14 protein-coding genes are annotated in these 24,530 nt (G+C 71.4%); 2 read left to right on the top strand and 12 right to left on the bottom strand.

The window, feature by feature from the left end; all coding sequences use genetic code 11:
- Positions 1-675 precede the first annotated feature (675 nt).
- Complete coding sequence (locus ACF9IK_RS00005; RefSeq protein ID WP_395292160.1) at positions 676-1,296, bottom strand: hypothetical protein; 621 nt, start codon at positions 1,294-1,296, stop codon at positions 676-678.
- On the bottom strand, positions 1,297-6,165 hold the full coding sequence (locus tag ACF9IK_RS00010; RefSeq protein ID WP_395292161.1) for a DnaB-like helicase C-terminal domain-containing protein: 4,869 nt from the start codon (positions 6,163-6,165) through the stop codon (positions 1,297-1,299).
- 1,537 nt (positions 6,166-7,702) lie between these two features.
- Between ACF9IK_RS00010 and ACF9IK_RS00015 the strand changes: the two genes are divergently transcribed.
- A complete protein-coding gene (locus tag ACF9IK_RS00015; protein ID WP_395292162.1) occupies positions 7,703-11,617 on the top strand; it encodes a hypothetical protein in 3,915 nt (1,304 codons plus the stop codon).
- A 90-nt stretch (positions 11,618-11,707) separates the two neighbouring features.
- Here ACF9IK_RS00015 and ACF9IK_RS00020 read toward each other — a convergent pair whose 3' ends face one another.
- Both ACF9IK_RS00020 and ACF9IK_RS00025 read right to left on the bottom strand, forming a co-directional pair.
- Entirely contained in the window at positions 11,708-12,595 is an 888-nt protein-coding gene (locus tag ACF9IK_RS00020) for a DUF6615 family protein (protein ID WP_395292163.1), read from the bottom strand.
- Between the two features lie 321 nt (positions 12,596-12,916).
- A complete protein-coding gene (locus tag ACF9IK_RS00025) occupies positions 12,917-16,309 on the bottom strand; it encodes a hypothetical protein (protein WP_395292164.1) in 3,393 nt (1,130 codons plus the stop codon).
- On the opposite strand from ACF9IK_RS00025, the gene ACF9IK_RS00030 reads away from it, so the two are divergent.
- Positions 16,308-16,535 (top strand): hypothetical protein, encoded by a 228-nt coding sequence (locus tag ACF9IK_RS00030; RefSeq protein ID WP_395292165.1) that lies wholly within the window; start codon positions 16,308-16,310, stop codon positions 16,533-16,535. The genes ACF9IK_RS00025 and ACF9IK_RS00030 overlap by 2 nt on opposite strands.
- Positions 16,536-16,657: 122 nt before the next feature.
- Here the strand turns inward: ACF9IK_RS00030 and ACF9IK_RS00035 are convergent, their stop codons facing one another.
- The 8 genes from ACF9IK_RS00035 to ACF9IK_RS00070 all read right to left on the bottom strand — a co-directional run bounded on the left by ACF9IK_RS00035 (position 16,658) and on the right by ACF9IK_RS00070 (position 24,470).
- On the bottom strand, positions 16,658-17,848 hold the full coding sequence (locus ACF9IK_RS00035) for a hypothetical protein (protein ID WP_395292166.1): 1,191 nt from the start codon (positions 17,846-17,848) through the stop codon (positions 16,658-16,660).
- A 70-nt stretch (positions 17,849-17,918) separates the two neighbouring features.
- A complete protein-coding gene (locus ACF9IK_RS00040) occupies positions 17,919-19,967 on the bottom strand; it encodes a tetratricopeptide repeat protein (protein ID WP_395292167.1) in 2,049 nt (682 codons plus the stop codon).
- Between the two features lie 137 nt (positions 19,968-20,104).
- The gene (locus tag ACF9IK_RS00045; protein ID WP_395292168.1) at positions 20,105-20,572 is read right to left on the bottom strand and encodes a hypothetical protein; all 468 of its coding nucleotides are present in this window, start codon (positions 20,570-20,572) and stop codon (positions 20,105-20,107) included.
- 51 nt (positions 20,573-20,623) lie between these two features.
- On the bottom strand, positions 20,624-21,091 hold the full coding sequence (locus ACF9IK_RS00050) for an aminoglycoside phosphotransferase family protein (RefSeq protein WP_395292169.1): 468 nt from the start codon (positions 21,089-21,091) through the stop codon (positions 20,624-20,626).
- Complete coding sequence (locus ACF9IK_RS00055; protein WP_395292170.1) at positions 21,060-21,236, bottom strand: hypothetical protein; 177 nt, start codon at positions 21,234-21,236, stop codon at positions 21,060-21,062. The genes ACF9IK_RS00050 and ACF9IK_RS00055 overlap by 32 nt, the downstream gene beginning before the upstream one ends.
- 203 nt (positions 21,237-21,439) lie before the next feature.
- Positions 21,440-22,789, bottom strand: a complete 1,350-nt coding sequence (locus ACF9IK_RS00060; RefSeq protein WP_395292171.1) for an AAA family ATPase — start codon at positions 22,787-22,789, stop codon at positions 21,440-21,442.
- Positions 22,786-24,261 (bottom strand): hypothetical protein, encoded by a 1,476-nt coding sequence (locus ACF9IK_RS00065; protein ID WP_395292172.1) that lies wholly within the window; start codon positions 24,259-24,261, stop codon positions 22,786-22,788. The genes ACF9IK_RS00060 and ACF9IK_RS00065 overlap by 4 nt, the downstream gene beginning before the upstream one ends.
- On the bottom strand, positions 24,258-24,470 hold the full coding sequence (locus ACF9IK_RS00070) for a hypothetical protein (protein ID WP_395292173.1): 213 nt from the start codon (positions 24,468-24,470) through the stop codon (positions 24,258-24,260). Before ACF9IK_RS00070 ends, ACF9IK_RS00065 begins: the two co-directional genes overlap by 4 nt.
- Positions 24,471-24,530 lie beyond the last annotated feature (60 nt).

A 24,530-nucleotide genomic window follows, 5' to 3' on the forward strand; every position in this document is an offset into this window, starting at 1 on the left:
GACTGAAGAGGCTGGCTAGAAGGGGGTGATGCCGCTCGGCTGTAACGTTACAGCTTTGTCGGGGGCGGTCTTTGGCCTGGTCGGCGGCTGAGGCCGGCGGTTCCTGTCGGACTCTACCCCGGGCCCTAATACTTTGACCTGGGCTTTTCTGTCCCGCTGGGCTCCCTTGTCCAGGCAGCGAGTGGTGGCCAATGTGTTCTGGCCTCTTCGCCGGGGACGCCCCCCGGGCGCTTCCTCTGTGCTGTTATGTACCCGAGTATGTCACGCTTACCGGGTCTTCGCAAGTCTGTAACGGCTACTCTTTGTGTCGCTGCTTGCTGTCAGTGGTCTGTACCACGTGTGGAACTCTAGCAGTCGATGGGGGATTCGGAAAGCTGTCCGGGCGATTCGTGCGGCGGGCTTTTGGCCCGGCTTCGCGTATTTGCTGTACGGTTCGCCTGGCGTTACAGTATCACGCCGCTGCTGTGGCGGGGAATTGGTTCTGTATCGGCTTTGCGCTGGGCCCTGGGTTCGCGGCCTTTGGGTGCCCAGTTGTTTCTCGGGGCTGCGGTGTTTCGGGCCGGTTGGTGTTTCTCGCGCGCTGGTCATCAGTTTAGCGGAAATTGCCTGCTGGTGGTCGGGAATTCACGGGCGGGCCCGGTCGCGCTGGTGCCGCGCGGCCGGGCCGGCTGCTCGTCAGGCTCCGAGGCCGATGTGGCCGACGTAGGTGTAGGCGCCCCAGTCGGAGTCCAGCTCGGCGATGACGTCGTCCCAGACGCCCTCCAGGGCGCCGAGGTTGCCGTCGACCAGCGCGTCCACGGCGGCGTCCCAGATGTACCGGACCTGCAGCTTGCGCACCCGCAGGTTGTCGCGGCGGCGCGGTGCGTCGACGACGTCCTGGTTGATGGGGTGGATCTCCACCCGGGTGCCCTGCCCGCCGCGGTTGAGGTGCTGCTTGAGGGCGCCGGGGTTGGCCAGCACGTTGGCCGCGCGCTGGTTCCAGTACGCGGTGTCGATGGCCTCCAGGTTGGCCGGCCGCGGGCTCTGCCGGCCCCGGGTCCAGGCGCGCAGCGTGGAGGGGTGGGCAGTGACGCCGGCGTCAGCCAGGGCCTGGGCGCCGCCGGCGGTGCTGTTGAGGTAGTTCATGCGGGCCATGAGGCCGCGGCGGGTGGTGGCCGGGGAGCGGATGCCGCCGTCGATGATCATGCGCTCCAGGGCGTCCTCCAGGGCCCGGGCTAGGGCGACGGCGCCGTGGACGTTTCCCGGGTCGCGGTTGGCGCCGTAGCGGCCGAAATTCTTCCATCCGTCGGTCGACATTTAGCGGGCGGTCTTCCTCGGGAGGGTGTACCGGTCCTTGAGTTTCATCTGGGTCGTCAGGCGGCCTTCCTCGAATACCCCGCCGTCCCTACCCGGGATCTTACGCCATTCTCCGCCGGTCACGTGGAGTTCGTCCGTACCCCGGACCCGGACCACGGTAAGGCCGCTCTGGTGGACCTTGTGCGCCTTGTACCAGAGATTTGCGAAAGCCTGGGAGCGGACAATGTGCATCCACTCAGGTCGGCGGATCTCCAGGTTTGCGCTCGACTCCCCCATCGTGGAGACGAATTTCGAATACATGGCCTTGATGTAATCGACCGTGACCGTGCCGTCAGCGGACCCTTCCTTCTCGCGGCGCAGCGCGGTTTCTCGGGCCTCGGTGAGGACGCGGCGGAGTTTCTCCAGCAGGTTCTCGGATGCGCCGGAGGTCCAGCATTCGGCGATGAGGGGGGCGTCGGCCAGGCCGAGCTTGTGGCAGCGGGCCAGGAGGCGGATGGTGGCGTCGTCCAGGAGGAGTGGGCCTTCCTCGTGGCGGTTGCCGATCGGGTCGGGCAGGTGGGGGTGGTTCCAGGCGGGGCGGCTGGCCAGGAGGTAGACGCCGGAGCGCTTCGGGTCGTAGCCGGGTACCTTCTGCTCGACCAGCGCGCCGATGGGCAGGTGGGTCTTGAGGGCCGAGCAGAAGGCCGCGTTGGTGTCCAGGGCCTCGACGTCGACCGGGGGCCGGCCGTCGCGGAGCTCGTCCAGCAACACGGTGTTGTTCCAGTTGTGGCGTCCCTCCCAGATTTCGTCGACGCCGTCGCGGGTCTTCTTCCTCAGGAATTCGAGGATTTCCGGGTAGACGGTGTGTTCGTAGTTCGCGCCGACGCGGGTCGCCTCGAAAAGCGTCATCGCATTCGGCACGGCCTTTTTCACCAGGGCTTCGGTCGCGGCCTCGATGTCGCCGCCGTGCTCCTCCAGGGCCTGGTCGACCGCGCGGGTGATCATGCCGGTGAAGTACGAGTAGTCCCGGCCCGCGTAGCCCCCGCCCGACCCGGGCGAGGACGAGGTCGAGGCCGGCTGCTGACGGACCGCGGCCCGGGCGGCGGCGAAGGCTTCCGCCGTGGCCGGAGCCAACCGCCCCTCGGGGACGGCCTGTTCGGGCGCAGCGGCGTGCTCCGGGTCGGCGGCGGGGGTCTGGGCCGGCTGCTCGGCGGCCGGGGCGGGGCGGACGTGGGCGGGCCACGCGCCGGGGGTGTGCGGCGCAGCGGCGGGGGCCGGGACGGCGGTGGGAGCGGGCGCAGCGGTGGCCGGGGTGGGCTGTACCGGGGTGGTGGGGTCTGTACCGGCCGGGTGGTCGGCGGGGTCGGCGAAGGTGTCGAGGAAGAGCTCGGCGGGTCGGTCGTAGCCGGGGCTGGCCGGGCGGCGGGCGGCGGCCGGGGCCGGGTCGGCTGCGGGGACGGGCGCAGCGGAGGCCGGTGCGGCCGGGTCGGCGGCGGCCGGGGCCGGGGCCGGGGTGGGCTGTCCGGCGGGTTGTACCGGGGCGGTGGGGTCTGTACCGGCCGGGTCGGCGAAGGTGCTGGTGAAGAGCTCGGCGGGGCTGGTGCTGCTGCGGGCGGGGCGGTGGGGGTGGGTGGTGATCTGGTCGAGGTCGACCGGGGGGATCTCGTCGTAGGGGTCGACGTAGTCGGTGATCCGGGCGTGGGCTGTGTCGGCGTGCAGGGCGATGGTGGCCAGGGTGCCGAAGTCCCGCTCGGTGATGCGGACGTCGAGGTCGCCGTCTCGGCCGTAGTGGCCGGTGTAGGGGGCCAGGGTGATGGTGATGTCCAGGCCGAGGGCGGCGAGGTGGTCGGGGTCGGCGGTGTCGACGGCGGCCAGGAGCGGGAGGTTGCGGGTGCGGGCGAGGTGGGCCAGGGCCTGGGCGGCGTCGGTCAGGCGGGGGCCGGACAGGGGCAGGCGCGGGTCGTCCATGGTCTGGAGGCGGTCGACGACGACCAGGGCCAGGCCGGGCAGGTCGTCGGCGCTCTCGGCGATCGCGGCCGCGGTCAGGTCGGTGCCGTCGTCGATGTAGAGGGGGGCGGCGGCCAGCTCGTGCTGCAGCGCGGTGACGTCGGCCTGTTCGGTGGGGTTCAGGCGGCCGGCGCGCAGCCGGCGGTAGTCGACGGGGAGGTGGGCGGCGGTGATGCGGGCGGCGACGTCCGCGCGGGAGAGGCCGGAGGCGGCGTACAGGACGGGTTGGTGGTGTTCCAGGGCGGTGATCCGGGCGGCGGTGGCCGCGAGGAGGCTGGAGCCGAGGCCGGGGGGTGCGGCGACGAGGTAGAAGCGGCCGGGTTGGAGGCCGCCGAGGAGTTCGTCGAGGGCGCGCAGGCCCATGGCAAGGCCCGGGAGTGGTTCCGGGCCGGTCGGGTTGGTGGCGGGGTCGGCGGCCGGGTCGGGGGTGGGGTGGGGGTGGTGGGGGGTGAGGAGGAGGTCGAGGGCCTGGGCGAACGGCGCGAGGCGCCGCGACACAGACGGCGGCGACGGCGGGGCCGGGACGTCGGAGGCCGGGACGGGCACCGGCCCGGAGGCGGAGGCCGGGGAGGGCGCAGCCGGCACGGCCGGAGACGCGGGCGGCTGCTCGGCGGCAACCGGCACCGGCGCGGCCGAGACTGCGGCGGAGGCTGGCACGGGCGCGGGCGGCTGCTCGGCGGCAACCGGCACCGGCGCGGCCGAGACTGCGGCGGAGGCTGGCACGGGCGCGGGCGGCTGCTCGGCTGGCACGTCGGAGGCCGGGACGGCGACCGGGGCCGGGACGGGGGTGGAGTCGGTGGGCGGGCGCGGGACGCCGCCGGGGGCGGCCGGGAGCAGCACGGCCAGCGCGGTGGTGTGGCGGCGCAGGACCTGCGGGCGGCCGCCGGCGGCGGCCTGGATCAGATCGCCGAGCTTCTTCCTGGCGTCCGCGGTGCCGTGGACGTCCGCGCTGGTCAGGTCCCAGCCCAGACCGGTAGCGGTCACGGGGCTGGTCAGCACCGCGTGGTGGGTTCCGCGGGTGAGTGGGGTCGGGGTTCCGGCGGTCGCGGCCTTGATCAACTGCGGAAGCGCCGCGCGGGCCTCATGCATCGTCGCCGGACCAGCTGCAGCTGACGGAACGACGGGGTTGGCGGCAGCTGGGAGGTCGGCGGTGGGAGGAGTTGATGGCGCAGCCGAGGCGGAGGCGGAAGCAACCATGCCGGAAGCGCCAGGCGCGGCGTCGGCCTGGCCAGGCACCGCAGCCGGAGCAGGGGCGGGCATGGAGGCGCCGGGCGCGGCCGGAGCAGTAGTGGGTGTGGGGACGGCAGTCGGGGCAGGCGGCGCGGCGGCGCCGGGCGGGACGGCGGCGCCGGACACGGAGGGGACAGCGGACGGGGATGTGGAGGGGACGACATGGTGGAGGGTCGCGTGGTCACACAAGCCGGACAGCATGGGCTGGCCGAGGAGATCGCTCAGGCGCTCATCGCCGACTAGGACGAGCGGGTAGGCAGAGTTGGTCCACAAGAGGTGAAGCCAGCGCAGCGCATCCGCCGGCAGGTCGTGGGCTGCCTCGACAACGATCGGGTGGGGAGTACGGCGCATCTCGGCGGTGATCTTGACGACGGCGGCAGCCGGGTCGCGGGGGCGGCGCTTGCCGAGGCTGAGCTGCTTGAACAGGTCGAAGACCAGCCGGTCGAGGGTCGTCGCCTCCACCCTGACGGGCTGGAGCGCCGAGGCTTCGAGTGCTTCGGCGAAGATCGCCGCAGTTGCCGTGTCCTGGCCGATGACGACCAGAACGGACCGGGTCTCGGTGTTCTGGCGGAGTTGCGCGCCCAGGTCACCGGTCGGCGCAGCGGTGTTGTCCTGGGCGGGGAGGGCGGTCAGGGCGGCAGGGCTTGGGACGGGGGACGTGGTGACGTTGTGCTCCAGGTTCGGGGTGGGCGGTTGCGTGGGGCGGGCCTTCGGGACACCGACGACCGCTGGCGTCAGGCGGTGCCGGATGAACACGCACGAATTCAGGCTCGCCAGTGCGGGGCGTGCCAGGACGGTGTGGAGGCGGTCCTCGCCCGCGAGGATGAGGGGGAAGCGGTCCGGTGCCGTGGTGGACCACAGGCTGTAGAGCTGTTGCAGTGCCGCGGTGGGCAATTGCTCGGCGTCGGGCACGATCACCAGGCGCAGGCTGCGCTGGAGTTCGGTGGCGATCAGCTCCACGGCCGTGTTCAGTGCGCGGGGTTGAGGGCGAAGGCGTTCGAGACCGAGCGAGGCGTAGAAGGCGCGGATCAGTCCGGCCCGGTCCTTGGCCGGGTGTGGCTGGAGCCAGACGACGGGCATCTCCTGTCGCTGGCTGGCGGTGGTGATCGCCTGGGTGGTGATGGGTACCGGGCCGGTGACGCACAGGATCGCGCTGTGCTCGACGATGTCGTCGACGGCTTCGGCCAGGCGGTCCGCTGCATGGCTGGGCACAGCATCAGTAGCGGTCGGGGCGGCGGTCGGAGTGGGCGCGGTGGTGTCCGCTGCGGCCGGGCCGGGTGCGGAGGCGGCAAGTTCGAGTCCGGCGGCGAACTGGGCTGCCGCTGCGGCGGTCAGGGCAGGCCGCAGGTAGTCCGTCACCATCGTCTCCAGGCAGGTGTAGGCCTGCTCGGCCCGGCCGCTGGTCGGGCCGCCGAACGCGGATCGCGGGGCGGTCAGCAGCGTGATCCAGTGCGCGCCGGTGACCCGGCTGCGGACCGCGGCCGACAGGGCGGCCTTCAGCTTCCGGCCGGCCGGTGCGGCCAGGTGGCCGCGGACCGGGTTGGTCAGCTGGTAGGCGGGCATCGCCAGAGCCTGGACCAGGTGCGCGGGGGCCGCGTGCCAGACCGGATCGGCGTGGCCGGGCAGCACCAGCCCCGCGGCCGCCCCGGCCACTGCGACATCCGGGCCGCGGCCGGTGTCGGTCGGGCCCGAGAAACCAGCGGCGGCGTGGGACGAACGCGAAGCGGACACTGAGCGACTCCACCACAAGTAGCGGGCGTGAACGGCTGATCGCCCGACGGGTGTCAGCCGTTCCACGAGGGATGTAACGCCAGTGTAGCCATCGGGTACAGAACTCGGGACCGGATTATGTAACGGGATTGGGTGAATGCGGGAGGTGACGGGTGCGGTGCGGGGGTTCGGGTTTCTGTCTGGTGCCAGACGGGCCAAGCGGCGCGGGCTGAGCCTGCAGGGGTACGTCGTCGATCTGACCGAGCCGCCGGCTCCGCCCGTTCTTTCAGCGCCGCCCGACCGGAAGGCGGGTATGCACGGCGTGCTGTTCGGCGGCCCGAAGCCGGCGCTAGGCCGCGACTGCCGCAGGGGCTGACCGTGGGGAGGCGGTCTTCTGAGCGCGGCGCGCTGCCCATGCCCGGGTGCGGGCGGCATCGGCTGGGCGCACACCCGCGCTGACGGGGTTGGTCCCGGCCAGCTCGCGGTGCAGGCGTGCCACGCGCTGGGAGAACGCGATCGTGGTGCGGGCGTGGCGGCCGTCCCGGATTGCTGCCACGGTCCGGGGATTGACGTGCAGTCGAGCAGCGAGGTGGGAGGCGGGCCAGCCGCTTTCCGCGAGGTCCGTGAGGCTGACCGCGGTGGGGGCCGCGTCGATGAGTCCCTGGCCGGTGGGCGGGCGACGGCGCAATGCCTGGTGTGGGAGCGGAACTCCGACGACTGCGTCCTGGGTGGTGCGCGAGACGCGTGCGGGGCGACGTTCCGGGGGCCGCAGGAGGCGTCGGATCAACGTCACTGCGACACCGGAGGCGTCCGCGATGTCCTGAGCGGACATGTCCAGGTCCTGGAGTCGTCAGCGGGCGGCAGCGAGGGCGGAGTCCACCCGCGCGGGCAAGCCGTCGGCCCGGTCACGGTCGCGGCGTGCCTTGCGGGCCACCGCGCGGCACATGGCACGGGTGCATCCGTAGTCCGCGCAGCTCGCCTGTCCGTGGCGGACGGTGCTGCTCGCCGGGCGTCGCCCCGCAGGGATCTGGATCGGCACGGCAACTCCCTCTCCCTGATGGTCCGGTCCGGCTGCCGGTTTGGGACGGTTCATCATGCCGGGCAGCCGCGACCTTTGGTGGGCCCGGCTCGCGCAGCCTGGCCGGTCCGGTGCCCCAAGAGGGTATTCGGTGCCACCGCTCAGCCGCCGGCGCAGCAGTTCGATGATCTGCGGCCGCTACCGCCAGTTCTTCTGCGTCCTGCAGGCTGGTGGCGAGCGGGCGTGCAGCGACCCTGCTGCAGGGGGGGTGGTGCTCGCTGTGCTCCTGGTGCCAGCCGGAGGCTCTGCATTAGCAAGATCAACTGTTCGCGAAGGCGCGGCCGGGGTCGCTGTCGAAGAGCGCCATCGGCGCCGCATAGGCGATCACCTGCCGTGGGGCTCGGACCAGGTCATGATGTCCAGTAGAGAACGGTCGCCTCTCGTCTGTCGCTGGAGGACGTGTTGTACGACAATCCTCGGGTCGCCCTGAAGGAGCTCACCGACAGCCGAGTCTTCGAGCGTGTGGCTTGGCGAGTCTTGCAGCGCCGGTTCCCTGACCTCGTTCTGACCAGCGCGACCGGCGACACGGGGATGGATGCCTACTCACGTCCTATGTTCTCGCAGGCAGAGGAAGTGGTGGTCTGGGCGAGTTTCGAGGCGAAGCGGGCCAAGCTCGACCTTGAGCTGAAGAAGCACCAGAAGGCTGGCCGCCAGGCAAACGCCATCTTCGCCACCAACAAGTCGAGCCCAACAGAGGCAACGGCAAAGAATTGGCGGCGACGTGCCAAGAGCGAGTTCGGAGTCGACCTTGAGGTGCTCACGCTCGACTACTTCGTAGGTGAGCTCGAGACAGACGCTCTGCGATGGGTGGGTGAACTGGAGCTCGGGGTCAGCCCCGTCGCGCCGCGCCGCCTGTTGACCTGGGGCGAGTACCAGGACCGGATGGCTGCGCTCGTTCCCGGTATGACCGCTCCCCTCGTGGGGCGAGAGGCTGAGGTTGAGGCGTTGCGAATGGCCCTGGCCGACGAGACGGCCACCTCTCGGGTCGTTGTGGTCGAAGGCCCTGGCGGGGTGGGGAAGACCCGGCTCTCCATCGAGAGCGCCAAGTCGGTGGCAACCACCCTCGTGGCGCCGCCGGGAGTGGATCTGACTGCCGAGGCGTTCGAGTCCGTGCCTCTCGACGCGCCCCTGATCGTGATTGTCGACGACGCACACCGAAGCCCTGGACTCTCCGGCTTGCCGACGCTCCTCCACGACAGTCGCTTTGACCGCCTTCGCCTCGTGCTGACGGTTCGCCCGAACGCGCGCGACCGCACGCTGTACCGCTGGGGCCTCGAGCGGTGGGCCGGCCCGGTGGTCGAGCTGCAGGCACTGGACAGGGAGCCGATCGACTTGATCGTCACCGATCGGGGAATCCACAACCCGGCGTTCCGGCGCAGCGTCGTTGACCTGGCCGAAGGCAACCCCCTGATCGCCCACACGGCTTGCGATGTCGGGCTGGCCACCGGCACGTTCACCTGGGGCGACGCGTCCTCTCTTCTGCGCGAGATGATCAAGCAGCGGCTTCCGCACGACGAGGGGGAGGACGCGCTCCGGGCGGCCGCCGTGGCCCTCGCCCTCCTTGGCACGGCCAGGGACGGGGGCGGCGGTGTCGGAGAGGACCTCGGCAGGTTGCACGGGGCCGTTGCGAGGCTTCCCCGCGACGCGGACAGGCTGGCCGGTCTGCTGTCGGACCTGGCCGATGCCGGACTCGCCGACGGCCCGCCCTACACACTGCGCCCTGACCTCGTAGGGCCGGTCCTGCTCGCGGACGCACTCGACCCGTCAGCCAGGGTGCGCCTGGACGTCCGCGAGGCGCTGCACCAGCTCTCCGTCCGGGCCGGGGTCGACCAACTCGCCACCGGCCCTGCGGTGCGCAGCGGACAGGTGGAGGCCGGTGCGGCGCAGTTGGGGTCTCAGTTGGCCTCGCTCGCTGTCGCTGCCCGGGATCGGGCGGACGACACGGTCGGGGGCCAGTTGCACGACTTCGTGGTGGGTCTGTTGGCTTCCGATGCCGATCTCGGGGAGTGGGCGGCGGTGGTCGGCCTGGCGCGCGAGGTTGCGCCGGCGGCTCCGGGTCTCCTCGGTGATCTTCACGTCCGGCTGATGCGCCAGTGGCTGCCAGCGGCGTCGCCACGGTGGTGGGGTGGCAGTGCTGACGTTCATCGGCGAAACGAGCTGGTGCGCTTGGGTCAAAGCTTCGCGGGCCTCGCGTCGGTCACCGGCTTGGACACGAGCCCCAGTCCCGTGACGGTCTTGTTGGATCTGGCGTGGCTGATGGAGCCGTACGTCCTGGTGGGGGCTGACCGGCAAGGCGATGTCCTGGGCCCGATCGGCCGGTGGTGCACCGTGCACGCCCAGGCGCTGCCGGCTGGCTACGACGCGTTGCTCGCTCGCCGTCGTCAGATCCTTCGCGCGCTCGCCCAATGGGGCAGCGACCGGACCGCCGCCGCGCCCCTCGGCCTGGCCCCGGGCGAGGCCGCCAACCACGGCCCCGCCTCCATCGCCCGGGTGCTGCTGGCCGCTGTGCAGCCGCTGCTGCGCGTGACCTTCGAGAGCATGAGTGCGGAAACACCGCAGGATGCGGCCACGCTCACCCTGCGTGCCCACGTCCTGCCCGATTCTCCTGAGACCACGGCGCAACTCCGAGACGGGCTCGCCCTGCTGGCGCCGTTCCTGACGGAGCCGCAACTGCGACTGCCGGAGAATCTGCCTGTCCTCCATGCGCTGGTGGGCTTGCCGGGCCAGTTGCGAGGCGAGGGTGCCCGGCCGGTGCTCGGCGACGCGCCGGTGCCCGCGTACGCGGTCGCAGCGCTGGAGGAGGCCGTCGGTGGTTTCGGGGAGCGGATCGCCGGGTGCTGGGCCGATCTTCCGCTCCCGGTGCGGCGAAGCGCCGCCCAGGCATCATTGGGTCCGGCGCCGCGGCCCACCACTCTTGTGGCAGCGGCGGATGCCGGTGACCCGGTCGCCGCAGCTGCCCTCTCGGACGCCCAGCTCGCGCCCCTGCTGGTCCTGCAGCCGCTCGACGGCGACCTGCCGGGGCAGGCGGCCCTCCGCTCACAGCACAACGCCGCGGTGGAACTCGCCCGGCGGTCGTCGGCGCCCGACGCCTTCGCCCTGTTGGAAGAGGTCGGACCGGGAGCCCACGGTACGGCGTCCGCGGCCCTTCCGGCCTTCGCGCACGCGTTCGGCGCGGCGGCAACCGATCCGGAACCGGTGCTCGAACGCCTCGCTGCCGGTCCGGTGACCGCAGGGGATCACGTGCTTGCGGGCCTGGCCGAAGCGCATCCCGACGCGGCGTGGGCCTGGATCAAGAACCACGCGGCGAACACGCGCCTCGCGACCCTGGCGCTCCAGGCCGTGGACCAGTACCCGCATGGTGCGGAACTGGAGTTCCTGGAAGCGACCACGGCCTCGCTGACCACCGACCCGCCACCCGATGACGCCGCCGCCGTCGAACTCGCGCATGCCCTCATCTGGCATCTGTTCGCCTGCCAGCAACCCCTCGACGTCCGTCTGCGGCTTCTCGCGCAGGTCGGCCACCGCGGAGCCGCCGCGGTCGTTCCGAGGGTCCTGACCGACATCGGCCACCTTGTGGGCGACCTCGGCTCCCAGGAACGACCCGACGCCGCGACCCTGCAGCAGTGCGCCGACGTTCTGCGGCGCAGCCTTGAATTGGCCGACAGCGTCAACGGCTTCGGCCACGGCGACGGGGCCGGCTACGGGGCGGCGCAGTTCGCCCGCGCGGCTCCACGAGAATTCGCCGCGATCCTGACCGAGCGTCTGCTCGACGGAAGACTCCAGGTCATCCCCGCTTCCTGGGAGGACTCCATCGCGCGCCTGCCATCACCGGTCCGCGAGCAGTTGGCGGAGGCCTTCCATGATCGGATGGAGGAGGTGCGCGCCGAGGGGCCGGTCGCCGAACGCATCGAGGCGGCAGCCGGTGAGATGCTGACCTGCCTGGGGCAGGGAACCGGGCTGTGGGCCGACCTGCTCGGCCGCTGGGCACACGGCAACGAGAGCGAGCGGCGGCGCGCCGCGGCCGCCGTCACACGGGCGTGGCAGGACCCGGCCTGGGCCGGGATCGTCTCGGACGTCCTGGCGGCCGGGGTCGACGCCGCCAGCAGGCAGGCGCTCCTGCTCGGCATCACCCAGATGTTCGAGCCCGTACGCGACCTCCCCGGCGCGGCAACCGGTAGGCGCGAAGCCCTCGCCCCTCTGCTGTGGAACACGAACTCGACGGTTCAGGCGTTCGCCGGCGAGGCCCTTCGCGCACTCGACGCCATGGAAGAGGCAGACGCCCGAGCAGAGGCTGCTTACCGGCGGGGCTACCGCTGACGCAGCGCTCGCGGGCCGCGCGGCCGTGCTGGCCTTTTCGCCGGGGGAGGCTCCCCCGAGCTCCACGTGCGGACCCGACTGCAAGAGTGATCATCCACTCGGGTCCGCGTTCCGCAGCCGCGTGACAATCAGGCCCGCAGCTCCTTCGGAGACCTCCGTAGGAAGGTCACGGGTGGTGAGGTTCAGGCCCTCGAGTGCCGCCCAGACGTAGTTGGGAGCTTCACGCCGCAGACCACGCAGTACATGGCTGGTGACGGATTCGCTGAAGTGGCCAGCCACCTGGGGCACAGCGGGAAACACTGCGTCGGGCGGCAGAGACTGGAGCTTCTGGCCCTCGTCGAACAAATAGCCTCGGCTGAAGCTGAGGAGTTGCCGGAGGAGTTGCTTCGCCACTTCCGCGGAGCCGTACTGCGGTTGCGTCAAAAAGCGGCGCACTGTCGGCGGGCATACCCCGAACCACGGGTCAAGGAGCGGCCCGCAACGGCCCGACACGGTCAGATCCTCGAGCGGAACGCACGTCCGATAGGAGTCCGTTGCCGCTCGGTCCGCGTCGCCGTACGAGTGCAGGTACTCGGCCGCCAGGGCGCTCAGGACCGACACGCCGGCGCGTGCGCACCGCGGGCACTGGGGCGCCGTGTGGCTGGGGCCGCAACTCAGGTCCCGGCGGTGGGAGGGCGGGCCGCAGTAGAGGACGTAGACGGCCGGGAGATCGAGAGAGCCAGCGCTTCGGAGCAGCGCGGTGAGCTGGCTGCCCTGGGAGTTGCTCTGCCCGTACCCGATGCTCCAGCCGCCCGCGCTCCTCTTCAGGTTCTTGGCCTGGCAGAGCATCCCGAATGCGCGGCCGGTGTCGGCGTCGACGAACCACCACAGCCAGTCCGCGCCGACGTGGCCCTCTTGACGGCGGTTGAATGTGACGGGTCTGAGGTGGGGCGCGGCCCGCCAGCACAGCACGTCTGTGGCTGACTCCTCCCGCCACATCTCACCCTCGTCAAGCCAGAACGCGGTGAATTCATCGACTGCCTCCCTCCCCCTTCGCAGGGCTGCTGCGACGTCGTCAGGCGGACTGGTCAGGGCGCACTCTCCTCAAGACTGATGGTCAAAGGACCGTGTCCCATGGGGCCGCGGAGGGGTAGGGACGGTCATGGTCCGGTCCTTCCCGGGGCGCCCTGGGCTCGGTCCAGGTGGCACAGGACGGTCTCCGGCACCAAGCCGGTCGATCTGACCGACGGTAGGCCGCCGTGCCGTGGGCTGGTGCACTGTTCCTCACCTGGGCGTCGCCTCCCGGTCCGGCTGCGGGTCTCAACCGTCTTCCCGGTCGCGGTCAGGGGCGTGCTCGCCGGCTTCGCCGTGGGCCTGGAGGAGTCCGCGGAATTGGCTGTGTCCGCGGGTCGCCGCGCGGTTGATGATCTCTTCGGCCAGCTGGGCCTGCTTCGGATCGGCCAGACCGGTGCGCAGCAGAGCGCGGATGTCGGCTTCCCGGTAGCGGGGCATCTGGTCGTAGGGGCCGAGGGTCATGATCCAGTCCTTGAGGAGGAGCAGGACCTGCTCGGTGTGGGTGCTGGCGGCGCGGGTGAGATAGGTGAACGTCGTGGAGTCGGTACGCAGTTCGCCGCTGGCGTTCAGCAGGGCGCGGAATTGCTGGAGGGTCCACTGCTCGGGGAAGCGGCCGCTTGCGGCCAGGGCTGGGAGGGTGTCGATCAGCTCGGTGCGTCCGTCCGGCTCAGTCGCGTCCGCCGCTGCGTCCAGGCGCCAGGTCCACCAGGCCTGCACGCGTGGCAGGGCCTCGTCGGACAGGCTGGGCGCTCCGGTGCCGAGGAGGGCGGCGAGTTGCTTGAGAACGCTCGTGCTGGAGCCGCGGTAGTAGGCCGGGATCGGGGAGTCGTCGTTGTCCAGGGTGAAGCGGCCGCTGAGGTGCAGGCCGAGGAGGTGCCGGCCCAGGGCCAGGCGCTGGCGGGCGGAGCGGTCGTCTGCGTGCTCGCACTCGATGGCGTTAGTGCGGTACAGGTCGAGGACCGGGATGGCGGCGGGTCCGAACAGCGGGGCGGTCAGGTAGGCGTGCCAGGCGTCGGCGGCGTGCTCGCCGGTGGACAGCAGCGCAATGGCGCGGTCGGCGGCCCAGGTGGGGTCCAGGTAGGCGAGTTGCGGCAGGCTGCCGCCGAGGGCGGTGGCCTGGACCCGGGGGCCGTCGGCGCCCGGGAGCGGGGTGTCGTCGAGAAGAGCGTCCAGGAGCTGGAACAGCGGGCTGGTGTCCGCGTTCGCCTGGCGGCGCCACATCGCCCAGTCGACGGCCGCGCGCAGGCCTTGCGCGCGGGCGTCGTCGCCGTAGGCGCCGGGCTCCAGCACGGGGGTGGGGGTGTCGGTGGACGCGATCACCGTGGTGATCAGGGACCACAGGGTGTCAGCGTCGGCCGCCTCGGCCGGGTTGACGGGGTGGGTGATCGCGCGGTCGGCCAGGTTGGCGGCCTCCCGGTGGAGCTCGTGGGCGTGGACGGTACCGGTGCGGCGCACGGCTTCGCTGGCCAGAGCCAGGGGGCCCGTCCAGTCGATCGGCTCGCGGCGCGCCGCCTCCTGGAATCCGTAGAGGACCTGGAGCAGGTACAGGTCCTCCAGACCGGTGAACGCGGCGGCCTCCGCGCTGTAGCGGGCGCCCTGCGCGGCGACGGCCTCGCGCAGTCGTCCGGCCAGCGCGTAGTGGTTCGTGCCGCCGAAGCCGGTCGCCTGCGGCACCCAATTGTCGACCCGCTCGACGAGGTCGGTGGCGGAGAGCCTGGTCAGCTGGCCGAGGTCGGCCTCGGGAGGCGTGGTGACGATGGGGGTGAAACGGACCGGCGGCTCGTCCACGGGCCGGGCCGGACCGTACGTCGCCTCCAGCTCGGTCAGACGCTGCCGCTGCGCCGGGCCGAGGATCGGTGCCAGGACGGTCAGCCGGTCGCGCTGCCACAAGCCCGCGACCGTCTGAAGGCGCTCCGGCTCGACCGGCTGGCCGGTGCGCTGCTCCTGATCGGCACTCCACCGGGCGGTGTCCGGGCCTTCGTCGACGGCGGCTAGGAGGGCCTGCTGCTGCTCGTCGGTGAGCCGATCGGCGAAGGCTGCGGCCAGGGCGAGCCACTCGCGCTCCACCGCGAGGTCCTCACGCAGGGCGGGGTCGACGAGCGCTACGGTCGCGTCCTCGGCCAAGGCGTCCGCGTGCCGGGTGATCAGGTACAGGCGCAGCCGACGGAACACCGCCCAGGGCTGCACCTGCAGCAGCGCCAGGATCTGTGCCGCCGCTTCGGGATCGGCGGCGATCAGCCGGTCGGCGGCGTCGCGGATCGCGACGGCGAGCCGACTCTGCGGCGAGGCGTGGACGATATCCGGGGCGTCGGCGATCAACGGGAACCAGAACGCGGACGCATCCATGCCGCGGCGATGCGCCGCCTCGGCCGCGGTTCCCAGCGAGCCGACGAGGGTGTCGGTCAGCAGCCGCACCCACCGGGTGCCAAGCCGGTCGGCGAAGTCGTCGTTGTAGGTCTGCAGCAGGTGACCGCTGTCCGCCTCGCCCAGCTTCGCGTCCGGGCCGAAGCCGGCCGCGAGCAGCGCGGCCAAGAGCGTGGTCGCGGCGTCCGGTTGCTGTTCGCTTGCCAGATGCAGGGCCAGGTCTGCGTACCGGTCCGGGAGCAGCAGGTAGGGGCCGGCCAGAGCACGGGTCAGGGTCGGCAGCAATTGGCCGGCCTTGGCCGCCGGCACCGCGGCGGCGACGGCCACCAGGTCGAGGTGGACGAAGGGGTTCTCGGTGTCCGGGATCGCGCGGGCTACCTGGAGGGCGGCCACGGGGTCGTCGGCGGCGACGCGCGCCAGGTAGGCGGAGGCCGGCCAGCGCACGAAGCTGACCCGGCCCGCGTCGCGGTCCACCTCCGGTGCGGGCGGGTCTGCGAACGCCCTCACGCTGTTGAGCGGGCCGAGCCAGGCCGGATTGACCAGTCCGTCGTAGAACCGCTCTGCGGTGACCAGGTCTTGCGGGAACTCCTTGACCAGCCGCTTCGCGTCGTCCTTCGTCGGCGCGGGCGTGGCGGCGAGTTCTTCCAGCCGCGCGAGCAGGTTGAGGAAGCGGGCGTCGAAGGCGTCGAGGACGGCGTCCAGGAAGACCATGCCCCGCTCCATGTGCTCGCCGACCCGGCCGTCGATCAGCCGGGGCGCGGCAAGGTTGGTGCGGTGGGCGAGGCCGTGCTGGTCGTCGGCGATCTTCTTCCATGCCTTGCCGGCGGCGCTGTCCGGAGCGATCCCGAGACTGCTCAGGACCTCGGCGATCTCGCGCTTGTGGGTGCTGCCCGTGCCGGCCGGCTTCGTCTCGCCCGCGATGTCTTCCTCCGGGGCCGCGGTCGCCAGGCCCACCGCGCGCAGGACTTCCTCGCCCAGCAGGCGCAGCGCAGCAACCACCGGGTGCGGCCCGGCCGGCTCCGGGTCGGGCAGTTGCTCTGCGGTCTCGGCCCGGCGGGGCAGCAGCACCTCGCGTACCGAACTCTCCAGCTCGCGCAGAAGGTGGCTGACCAGCATCGGCCGCGAGCGAAGCCCACGGTCGTCGTCCAGGAGCAGGCACAGGTCGTCGAAGAGGGCGGCCGGGCCCTCACCGAGCTGGTTCAGACGGGCCCGGATCCGGGCCCGCCTCTCGGGCTCCGGATCGGCTGCTGGCGCGGGTATCGGACGGGCCGTCATGCACTTCATGATGGCAGCCCCCGACATGATCCATTACCACGCCGGGAAGCTGCGCCGAGGAGAACAATGCGCTTGGCAGGCAAGCCGGTTCACCCTTGGGCTCGACGAGCACACGATCGACCTCGGCCCAGGCATTGAGGTCCTCGCCGTGCAGCAGATCCTCAACCACGACCGGGCGCGGCAGGGCAGGCGATCCGCGAGCACGGCCGCGCCGACGTCCGGCTGAGCTTGGTCGAGGGCGAGCCGTGGCAGCGCTACCTGGCCACGGAGCTCCGCCCCCGGTAGGCGCGGCCCCAGAATGAGGGCGCGACGCGGCGCAGCCGGAGGCTGCGGTGGAGCGGGGCACGCCTAGGTTGCTGCTTGTAGCCAGCGTCCGAAGAGGGCGGTCAGGTCGGCGAGGTCGGCCGGGGTGATCACGACGAGCGGTATGCCGGTGGTTCGGGCGAGTTGCCGCTTTTGGTGGATCTTCGCCAGGTAGTCGTCGCTGGTGAGTCCGGCGTATTCCACGTAGGTGCCGTCAGCCAGGCGCCAGTCGGCGCGCAGGCGGCCGCTCGGATTCAGCTCCGGGTGTTGAGGCCAGGTGGGTTCCAGTTCGTGGGCGAGGCCGTGGCGGGTGAGCCAGTCGTCGACGGCGCGTTCTCCGAGCGAGCGGCACGGGTGGCCGTCTGCGGCGAGGCAGTAGGTTCCGCGGGCTGGGCGCCAGGCGTCTGTGACGACTTTCGTGTCGAGCAGGACTTCCAGCCAGCTGGCCGCCCCGAGCAGGGCGCGGATGGCGGTGGCCGGCGGACAGGCCGCCATCGCGGCGACCAGCGTGTCGCGCCGGTCGGCGGGCAGGTCGAGGGGGACCGGGGTGCTGGCGTACGACTGGGCCGGGATGGTGCCCAGGGCTGACGCGAGCGCTGTGACCGCTTCACGGGCGGCATCGGGGGTGGAGGGGGCGGGGTTGCCGTTCCGGGCCCGGAGGCAGCACTCCTTGCACCAGCGGGGAGGGCCGAACTGGCGCAGGATCCAGGGGTTGAGCTGCCCGGCGGTGAACCAGTGCCCGCACAGGGGACACGGCTGCGGCTGCGGGTCGGGCCAGGACCGCCGTTGCCGGGTCGCGTGGAACGGTCCGTAGAGGGAGGCGTGCTCGTAGATCGAGGTCGGATTGCCCCGGTAGGTGTGCTGCTGGCCGACAAGTTGCCCCTCCGCGAGGTCGCGCACACGTTCCGCCACGTCCGGCAGCCGCGTCAGCAGGGCCGCCGGGGTCCTCCAGACCCACATCGCACCGTAACGGTCGATCAGTTCGTCGACGAGGTCATCCGCCTCCCGGCACCAGACAGCCGCGAACCTCGCCTGGTCCTGGCTGTTCCACCCGTAGGGATTCCAGCCGCCCTCGGGATCGGAGCAGTGCCATGCCCAGTCCCGGTCACGGCCGGAGTTCATCACGGGCGCGGCCGGGTTGATCGGCTGGGGGGCCGGCGCTTCGCTTCTGACGTCGGCGGCTCGGATCGCGCCGATGATCTTTTTGATACGTCCTGTTCGGCGGGACTTGGGCACCGGACCTCCACGGTGGATCGCGACGGATGGGGCGGCCCCCGAAGGCCCGGCCGCAGGTTGCGGCGGGTCGTCAGGACTGGCCTGGGGATGCTGTTCCGGCGAGTGCCTGCCAGTAGGCGAGTGTTGTGCGGGTGGCGGAGATGTCGGGGTGTTCCGGGCCCAGCATCCGCAGGCGGTCTTCCAGGAGCGCGGCGAAGTCGGCTGCTGCACGGCCCGGGTCTCCCGCGCGACCCCTCATCGTGGCGAGGTTGTGGCGCGTGGTCAGGACGTCGCGGTGGTCGCGGCCCAGCTTGCGCTCCCGTGTGGCCTGGAGCTCTTCGAGCATGGCGATGGCTTCTTCCAGGTGTCCCGCGTCTCCGAGGAACCGGGCGAGGTTGCCCCGGACTTTGAGAACGTCGCCGTGATCGGGGCCGAGGATCTGCGTGCAGTCCTTCAGGAGTGCTCCGAGGTCCGCGGCGGCACCGGCCGCGTCTCCCGCCTGCCCGCGCCACAGGGCGAGGCTGTTGCGGATGACCAGGGCATCTGCGCTCACGGGCTCCGCGGACGCCGTGTAGTCATCCAGCAGCGCTTCGAGATCGGCTGCTGCCCGGCGGGGGCTGCCCGCCTCTCCGCGCCAGTGGGCCAGGTTGTGGCGCATGGCCAGCACCTCAAGGTGGCCTGGCTCCCACACCTGCAAGGCGTCGGTCAGCAGCTCCTGGAAGGCTTCGGCCGCGTCGACGGGGTAGCCGGCTCGTCCGCGCGCATCGGCGAGGTGGCTGCGGACGGTCAGGATGTCGCTGTGCCCGGCGGGAAGGTATCGACGTGCCTCGGCGTGGCGCTTGAGCCAGTAGTCGAGAGCGTCGGCCACGAGGCCGGCGCTGTGGAGGCTGTCGCCTCCCCGGAGCAGCACCGTGGGGCAACCGAACGCCCAAAGTGATCCCTGGGCTTGGTCGGCCAGGGCGGTGACGTTCGCTCGCAGAGCCTGGGCGAGGGCCCGGTCGGGTTCGGTGGTGGGCCATGCGGCGGTCAGGGCGTCGGCCGCCGCGCGGGCAAGGTCGACGCGTTGCTCGGTGGAGAGGGCGTCGCGGGTGGTGCGCTGGATGAGCTGGTGGACGCGGACGGACTGGTGAGGGGTGTCGGGGGTGTGGTCGATCAGGCTGAGCCGGCGCAGAGCCCCCAGCGCTCCGGCCGCTTCTTCGTCGGTGACCGCGGCCAGCACCCCGCCGCCAGGGGTGCGGTGGGCGATGAGGTAGGCCCGGGCCGGTTCACTGGTCAGGACGCTGTCGGGGATGCCGTTGGGGTCGAGCATCGAGAGCAGGTGAAGCATCGGACGGGCCAGGCCCGCCGGGCGGAGCCCGTCGGCGCGCTCGACGGACAGGGCCCAGGTGGCGGCCACGGTGACCTCATGGTCGTCGGGCAGCGCGCCGGGCTCAGGGAGCAGATCGGCCAGCTTCCTGCGCTGGTCGGCCAGCTGCTGACGGTACGCGGCGCAGGTGAGTCCGGCATCGGCGATGTAGGCGGCGGCCTGGGCGAGCGCGAGGGGCAGGTGGCCCAGGTCCGCGGCGAGGCCGGTGATCTGGTCGGCGGGCTCGCTCCGACCGTGCGCGGCCAGAGCGGAGGTGAGGTAGGCGGCGGCTTCGTCCGGGGAGTACACGCCCACGTCCAGCAGGTGTCGGCGTGCTCCGGTCAAGGCGGCGTCTCGGCGGCGGGTGGTCACCAGAGTCCGCCCGGTGGGGCTTTCCGGCGGCCACAGGCCGCGCAGGTCGGCCGGGTCGGCGAGGTCGTCCAGCACCACCAGCCACCGGCACGGCGCCGCGCCCGATTTGGGTTCCAGCCAGGCCAGGAACGCGGCGGCTGCCCGCTCCGGGTCGTCGGGGTCGGCCTGACACAGCTCGGCGCCGGCGGTCGCGTATCCGGTCACCGCGGCCGAGCGGGTGGAGACATTGACCCAGACCAGCACGTCCACCGAACCGTCGTCCCACGCGGTGTGCGCGTAGTCGGCGGCGAGCTGTGTCTTGCCCACCCCGCCCGTCCCGGTCAGCACCTGGCTCAGCACCGCCGCGCCCCCGTCCTCGACAGCGGCGTGCAGCCGGTCAGCCTCGGCGCGGCGCTGGAAGGACTGTGCGCGGGGCGGGATCACGCCGACCTGGTGCGGCCACCGCGCCGGCGGGCGGAGGTCTCGACGGAGGTGAAGCTCGCAGGCGGCAATGCCGCCGCCTACGGCCGAGATGCTGATGTGCCCGGAACCGGACGGTGGCCTGGTTGCGCCGGGTGCGCTCAGTTCTCGGACGGACCCGGCTTCGGAGGGTTTCCCAGGGTCACGTTCCCCATGGTCCATGCGGCGGCCGAACCGTGGTCAGCGCGGATGTCCACGCTTCCGCCGACAGCCACACCTCCGTCCCCTGCCGATACGCCGCCCGCCTCCTGGGACAGGCCCTGCAGTTCCTCCACCGCGCACTCCAGGGCCTCATGAAACTCGGAATCCTGTTCGGCGGCTTCCTCCAGCGCGTCGTGGACACGCCGCCGGGTACGGCCACTCGGAGCGTCCTGCCCTGCCTCGGCTTCCTCCGTCAGTTTCATCAAGGCGGGGTCTTCACCCAGCTTGCGGCTGATCAACTCGTGAAGCCGGTCCATCCCGGCATCCAGTGAGCGATCGACCTCCGCATCCGCCCGACCGGCCACCCGCTTCGCTTTGCGGACCGCCCACGCGAACGCGTACCCGACCGCGAGCTCTATACCCGTCACTGCACCCCTCCAGAAGCCGATCTGACGCCACAGCAGACCGTACTCGCCAGCTCACCCGACAAGGAAACTGATCACACAACACCGGTCGGCCGACAACACGATCGCCCCGCTTGAGGCTCCTCGAAGGAGGCACACCAGCATGGCGGAGGTCGGGTCCTCCGTGCTGCAAGGAGGAACTCGGCGCCGTCCGCCGAAGCGGTGCACTGCGCGGCGCAGATCACCGCAGTCGTGGATCTGCCCGGCGCGGGCCTTGACCAGGGTGCCGGCGCCGTAGGCGGGGTCACCTGCAACGCCCTTGGGGTGGATGGCCAGCCACGGTGCGCGGGCGGCCGCCGGGATGTTGCGGGCGTGGTAACCACCGTGCACCAGGAGGCCGGGCTGGGCTCGCCCGAGGTCCCGGATAGTCGCCAGGGTGGCATCGACCCAGGCGCCGTCAGGCTGTGCGTGAGCTCGTGCCGGTCGCGGTGGAGCAGGTCGCCGTCGGACCTCACTGGCCGGTCGCCTTCGTGGCGATGACAACGCGCTGGCCGAGGTCGGTGAGGTGGATCGGCCTGCCGAGTCCGTGAACGTGGTCGCCGAGTTCGACGACCTTGATCTCCAGCATCTTGTGGAGGGCCGGGCGGCTGACGCCGCCGGGCCGGTCCGGGGAGCGGTAGACGTGCACGGGGTCGTTGAGGAGGTAGTGCAGGCGGATCTTGTTGAGTGGCTATGACGGCGTACCGTGAACCTCGCCAGCGTTGCCCTCGACCAGCTCGAAGTCCTCGTCCGCAACCGCCTCCAGCGACCGCGCTGACGTCCTCGACGGTTTCCTCACTGGCACCGGACTCTCGCTCGTCCTCCCACCGCCATCACCCTGAAGCGCCGAGGTCAGTACCGGGGTTGCCCCGGGCCGACCGCGTGTCGGGCCAGGTGTTCGAGGACGGTGTGGTTGGCTTCCCAGCCGTCCGGGATCGTGGTGGTGGCTCCCAGGTGTTCGGGTTCGTTGGAGGGGTGTGCGTCGAGGAGTTGGGCGATACCGGCGCGGGCGACGACGATGCAGGCGTGTCGGTGGCGTGTGGTCAGGACGCACAGCCGGCCGGCTTCGAGGTGGAAGGCGGAGGCGTCGGAGCGGCCGGAGAGGGGGTGCAGGACGATGGTGACGCTGAACTCGTGCCCCTGGAGCCGGTTGGCGGTGTCGATGGTGACGCCTTGAAGCCGAGGGTAGTGCTGAGCCAGCAGCAGGCGCAGGTGGCGGGCCTGGCCGCGGTGGGCGACGCCGATGGCGATGTCGCGAGGGCGGAGGGGATGTGGCTGCGGTTCGGTTTCGTCGGTGACGTGTGTGATGCGTGTCAGGAGCCGCTCGGCGATGCCGAGGGTGGTGTGGAGGGCTTCGGTGTCGGTGTGCTGGGTGTACCGAGCCGGCAGCTCCATCAGTGCCCATCCGGTCTGCGCGGCGTGTTCGATCGCCGGGTCGTAGGGGCTACGGATGCCGGCGGTGGTGAACGTGAGGGCCCGGTCGGCGTCGCGGGTTCCGGCGTGGAACGGTGTGAACGGGTAGAAGGCGTCGCTGATCAGGGGGATGGCTGATGGGGGCAGGCGCCAGGACACGGGCAGGGTATGGACGGGCAGGTTGGGGTTCTTGTCCAGAAGGACGGCGACGGCGCTGCTCATGGGGTCGTGGGCGAGGCCTTGCCAGCGGTGTGTCTGCACCGTGGAGAACGGGTCAAGCTGCCCGGGGTCTCCGACGAACAGCGCCTTGTCGAACAGGCGGGCGGTCAGCAGCAACACGTCGGAGCGCATCTGGTAGGCCTCGTCGATGATGGCCCAGGGCCACTGCCGGTCGCGGACGGTCGCCCACTTCATGGCGGTGCCGACGATGACGTGCGCGGTTTCGAGGTCGTTGATGCGGGTGCTGATCCGTGTGCGGGGCAGCATGAGCAGGTCGTCGGGAAGGGTGTAGTCCTGGCCAGTGAGCCGTGCGGTCTTCAGGTTGTGGGGGGATGCGGCGAGGCGGCGGACGAGATCGTCGACCTGGCTGTTGGTCTGGGCGATGACGATGCAGGGGATGCCGGTTTGCGCGAGGGCTTCCGCAGCCTGGACGACCAGTGTGGTTTTGCCTGCGCCCGGCGGGGAGTCCACGACAAGTCCTCGGTGGGTCAGCTGGGGTAGTTGGTCGAGGATCGCGTGGCTCGCCTTGTGGGCCAGTTGCTGGGGCGACTGCTGGTCAGGGTTGGTCACGGCTCCTCCTCGACGGCGTCGGGGCGGTCGGGCGGGGGTCCGCCGTGGGTCCAGGGCGTCTGGTCCCGGGAGGGGAACTCCGGCATGCGGTAGTAGTCGGGTGCGATGGTGAGAACGAGGAAGACGCCGGCTTCGGGGATGACGGTGTAGTTGGGTCGGGCTGCGGTGTTCATGCCCTCGAAGACCTCAAGCTCGACGAGGGTGTCGTCGTCGCGGGGGGTCACCTCAAGGATCCTGTAACGAGACTTGCGGTGACCGTGCCAGGCGAGGGCTTGGCCGGGCTCCAGCCGCACAGGGTCTTGGGTGGACATGGTGAACCGCGGGCGCCATCGGGGGCGCCCGGTGGGGCCGCGGGTGATGTGCTCGATGTCGACGGCGGTCACGGAGCCGCCGAATGCGTCGCCGGTGGTCCGCAGCTCCGCCCGTGCGAACGGGTCGTCGGCGGCGAGTTCGGCGTCGAAGACGGCGGTGGCGTGTTCCCTGCGAGCCAGGCCGATCGCTGCGGCGACGGCGCTGTCCCGTGCCGGCTCGGGAGGCCCATCCTGGGCCAGGTGGTTGCTCTTCTTCGTGAACTGGCCGCGTTCGTGGCTCCAGCGGCGCTTGACGCCGTCGGCCTCGGGGAACCCGTGCAGGAGCCCGAAGGCCTGCCACATCTGGTTCCAGGTCGGCTGCAGGTGGTCGGCCAGCAGGTCGTCGAGTTCTTTCAGGATGCCGGCCTTGTCGTGCTTGGATGCCCGCGAGTGGGCCTTGAGGAGGGGCGCCAACTGCTGGTTGTCGAAGGCCGCGTCGGTGACCGGTCCCGCCGAGCGGTGGGTCGCGGCCGCTTCTGCCTCGAGGGCGGCCTGCAGTCCCGAGGCGGCGTGGCGGGGCGGGTCGATCCAGGCCAGCAGGGCGGCAAGGTCCTGATCTTCCAGCGGGCTCTGGCCGGTGATCCAGTGCGCGGCGAGCAGGTCGGTCATCGCCAGCAGGGAGGCTGCTCCCGGGATCTCGGCGCGGTCCGCGAAGAAGGTGAGCCATTGCCCCAGACGGGGGATGGAGTCGGCGGTGGGTGTCTGCGCGTCGGTGGGGCGGAACCTCAGCTTGCGCCCCAGCTTTCGCAGGTAGTTCACGGTCTGCGGGTTGGGCACCAGGATCTGGGGGGCGTCGGTGTATCGGAAGGTTGCTTCCTGGGTGGAGGTGGCGGGCAGGGTCTCTCTGCGCTGCTGGCGGGTGTCGATGTAGTGGGCGAGTTCGCCTGCCAGGGCGGTGAGCATCGGCGTTGCGGTTCCCGAGGGCGACGCCACCAGCAGTTGGGGGCGGGCTTGGTCGGTGCCCAGCATGACGGCCAGGGGGCTTGCCTCGGCGCCTGTCCGGTTCAGCGCCAGCAGCATCAACGGCTGTGCACTGAGGTGGTGGTGGCGCAGGTGGCTGGCTCGCTGGGCGTGGCCGGTGGCGGCTGCTCGCATTCGCAGCAGTGACACGAGCTGGCTCATGCGATGCCCGCCTCGAGGTCTTGGTGGACGCGCTGCGCGTGGCGCAGGGCGTGGACGATGTCGGTGCGGTCGCGTGCGGGGTGCAGTTGTCCGTCGACGAGGGCCAGGGCCGCGGTGAAGGTGTCGATGCCGGCGGTGTCGTCGCGGACGTCTGACCCGAATCCGCAGGTAGTGGAAGCGGTTGGTAGCTGATACGACGACAGGTGCACTGCCGGTTTGAGAAGATCAAGGTTCCTACGCCGTGACCAGCTCAAACGTGAAAGTGCACC

The sequence above is a fragment of the Kitasatospora hibisci genome, assembly GCF_043950205.1.
Lineage (GTDB): Bacteria > Actinomycetota > Actinomycetes > Streptomycetales > Streptomycetaceae > Kitasatospora > Kitasatospora hibisci.